This is a genomic window from Streptomyces sp. NRRL WC-3618 (genome assembly GCF_001280005.1).
Taxonomy (GTDB): Bacteria; Actinomycetota; Actinomycetes; order Streptomycetales; family Streptomycetaceae; genus Streptomyces.
Genome location: NZ_LGDW01000278.1, coordinates 1 through 644, shown reverse-complemented (window position 1 = coordinate 644; position 644 = coordinate 1). Strand labels below are relative to the sequence as shown.

The window sequence follows — 644 nt, the reverse complement described above, 5'->3', positions numbered from 1 at the left end:
TCCGGCCGCCTGTCGTACGCGTTCGGCCTCGAAGGGCCGGCGGTGACCGTCGACACGGCCTGCTCGTCGTCCCTCGTTGCGCTGCATCTGGCGGCGCAGGCGCTGCGTCAGGGCGAGTGCGACATGGCCCTCGCGGGTGGCGTCACGGTGATGTCCACGCCCGACACGTTCGTGGAGTTCAGCCGCCAGCGCGGCCTTGCCGTCGACGGCCGGTGCAAGGCGTTCGCGGAGGCGGCGGACGGGACGGGCTGGGGTGAGGGCGTCGGTCTGCTCCTCCTGGAGCGGTTGTCGGATGCCCGCCGCAACGGGCACGAGGTGCTGGCGGTCGTGCGCGGCTCCGCGGTCAACCAGGACGGTGCGAGCAATGGCCTCACCGCGCCGAACGGGCCGTCCCAACAGCGTGTGATCCGCGCCGCGTTGGCGAACGCGGGCCTCACGGCCGGTGACGTCGACGCTGTGGAGGCCCACGGTACGGGCACCACGCTCGGCGATCCCATCGAGGCCCAGGCCTTGCTCGCCACGTATGGCCAGGACCGTCCCGAGGACGGCCGGCCTCTGTGGCTGGGTTCCATCAAGTCCAACATCGGTCACACCCAGGCGGCCGCCGGTGTCGCGGGTGTCATCAAGATGGTGATGGCCATGAG

The 644-nt window shown here is 71.4% G+C and carries 1 protein-coding gene; it reads left to right on the top strand.

Annotation, left to right across the window (positions count from 1 at the left end; genetic code table 11):
- Positions 1-644: beta-ketoacyl synthase N-terminal-like domain-containing protein (locus ADL01_RS22680; protein ID WP_199834901.1), on the top strand; the 644-nt coding region annotated here is incomplete at both ends.